Consider the following 2,800-nt stretch of genomic DNA (forward strand, 5'->3'; position numbering starts at 1 on the left):
ATCCACAAAAACAAGAATATGATGACGCTTACAAATCATACATCCAAGGTAGAATCGATGCTAAGAACAAATTAGCAGCCGATGCCAAGGCAGTAGCCCAAGCTACTAAAGATGGAATCGATGATGCTGCAAGTAATGATATTGATAGTCATCAAAGTAAATACCCAGGAGATACAGGTGCTTCAACGGATGCAGCTAATAAGCAGAAACAAGCTTATAGTAATGCTAAAGAAGCCTTTAATAAAGGATATGCTGATGATGAAGGATATGTTGCAACTGCTCAAACTAATAATCAAGGTAATGCCTATAACACTGGACGTGCAGTTAGAGCAGCAGTGAAAGATGCAGAAAGTGGTATTAATAATGTTACAGATGCACAAAATAATTCTGCTAGTGCCTACAATAAAGACTATCGTCCAGGAACTATTTGGACCGAAGGTCAAAAGCAAGCATACCAAAATGGTTTGCAAGCATATCAAGATGGACTAAATAGTAATCAACAAGCTGCTCAAAGGGAACCAGATACAACACAGAACAAAGCCTATCAAGCAGGTCAAACGATGGCTATACAAAAGCAAGCTATTATTGATGCAGTTAATGGTAAAGATAATTCCCCAGTTGACGAACAGAGTGCTAATATTTATAAATCAGCTCAAAAAGACTATAATGATGGTTTTAATAAACCTAATAATCATGATAATAATGATATTGCTTATCAAGCAGGTCAAACAGCAAATAAAGCAATTAATGATGCTACCTCTAATATTAATAGTGGCAGTAATTATAATCTTGAAAATAATGTTGTATATAAACAAGCACAAAATGATTACCAAGATGGTATAAAAGACACTCCATCTAATGGTGATACTATTAATAGTGATTCATATAAAGCTGGACAAGCTGCAAGGGAAGGTATAATTGATGCTTCCAATGGTAATAATGCTGCAGCCGATAATAATATTAATTCTAACTATTCAATCACTAAGTCTTATAATACTAATCAACAAAAAGCTTATGATAATGCTAAAAAAGCTTACAATGCTGGATTAAATGACAATGTTACAAGTGATGATAAATCTAATGCTAAATTGAATCCAACAGCTAATAACATTGGTCAAAATACTAGACAAGGAATTCATGATGCTATTAGTGGAAATGGTACTAATAGTGATAATCCTGATTATAAAAATGCATATAATAATGCAAAAGATGGTATTAATAATCCAAAAATTCCTAATAATGGTGAATCAGTTAATAATATATCCTATCAAGCAGGTAAATCTTATGATCAAGGTATTGATGATGCTTCAAAAGGCAATCGTAATCATGAACCACAAGGTAATTCAGTCATTCATGATGCATATAATCAAGGTCAAGATGATTACAATGCAGGAAAGAATGGTGATACTAAGGGCAATATAAATCCTAATAGTACGGGCTATAATAAAGGAAGACAAGATACCGAAAATAAAAATGCCGCTCAAGCAGCAGCTAGCCGAGGAATCAATGATGCCCAAGCAGGGAATGATAATGCTGATGCATATAAAAATAATCCAGCTGCTAAACAAGCATATAAAAATGCACAAAGTGCATATAATGCAGGGAAGAATGGAGATACTACTAGTGACACTGCAAAACTAGATCCAACAGCAAACCAAGCAGGAAAGGCAGCTAGCCAAGGAACCAATGATGCCCAAGCAGGGAATGATAATGCTGATGCATATAAGAATAATCCAGCTGCTAAACAAGCATATAAAAATGCACAAAGTGCATATAATGCAGGGAAGAATGGAGATACTACTAGTGACACTGCAAAACTAGATCCAACAGCAAATCAAGCAGGAAAAGCAGCTAGTCAAGGAATCAATGATGCAAAAGCTGATAAAAATAATGATAGTGCATATAACGATAAGCCAGTTGCACAACAAGCATATAAAAATGCTCAAAAGGCATTTAATGCTGGGGTTACAGGAGATACTACTAGTAACACTGCAAAGCTAGATTCAACGGCAAATCAAGCAGGTCAAGATACTAAACAAGGTATGGATGATGCTATTGCTGGTAAACCCACTGATTCTTCCTATCCTAATAATGATAACTATAAGCATGCTTATCAAGCTGCTAAAGATGGTTTTAATGGTCAAATCCCTAGTGATTTAGATAAACAAGAAAGAAAAGCATATAATCATGGTGAAAATGTTGAAGTAGCAGTTCAAGCTGCTTCTCAAGATATTGATAATAGGAAGAATAGTAGTGATGATAATAGTGCCTATAAAGCTAGTTTGCCATCAGATCCGTCGGATCAACAAGCTTATAAAGAAGCTTATACTGCTTACAAAGACGGTGCTAATAAGTCAAACTCAGATAATCCAGCTGCACCAGAAAAAACAGATGATATAAATAATAAACAAGGTTTAGCTTATCAAGCGGGAACTACTCATCAAGCGACTGAAGCAGGTGTCGATGATGCTCGTAATGAAAATGATGCTCATGCTGCTAACTATCAAAATAATGATAATAATAAGTCAGCATATAACAATGCCAAGGACGCTTATCAAGCAGGATTTAATCAACAATCTGATAGTAGTTCAATAGACAATAATCAAGGTGGATCATACAACTTTGGTCGTGCTGCTCAAGCAGCTATTCAAGATGCAGCTAGTGGTAAATATAGTGATGATCCTGAAAGCTCAAATAATGATTCACAAAATCATCATCGTGGTATACCTAGCGGTAGTGATGATAGTGCATACAGTAAGAACAATGCTGCATTACCATGGACCAATCCACAAAAACAAGA

At 35.4% G+C, this 2,800-nt stretch carries 1 protein-coding gene; it reads left to right on the plus strand.

Annotation, left to right across the window (positions count from 1 at the left end; all coding sequences use genetic code 11):
• A partial coding sequence (locus tag C7N44_RS07910) for a hypothetical protein (RefSeq protein ID WP_157945074.1) occupies positions 1-2,800 on the plus strand: 2,800 nt, incomplete at both ends.

The organism is Apilactobacillus quenuiae (assembly GCF_002994005.1).
GTDB lineage: Bacteria > Bacillota > Bacilli > Lactobacillales > Lactobacillaceae > Apilactobacillus > Apilactobacillus quenuiae.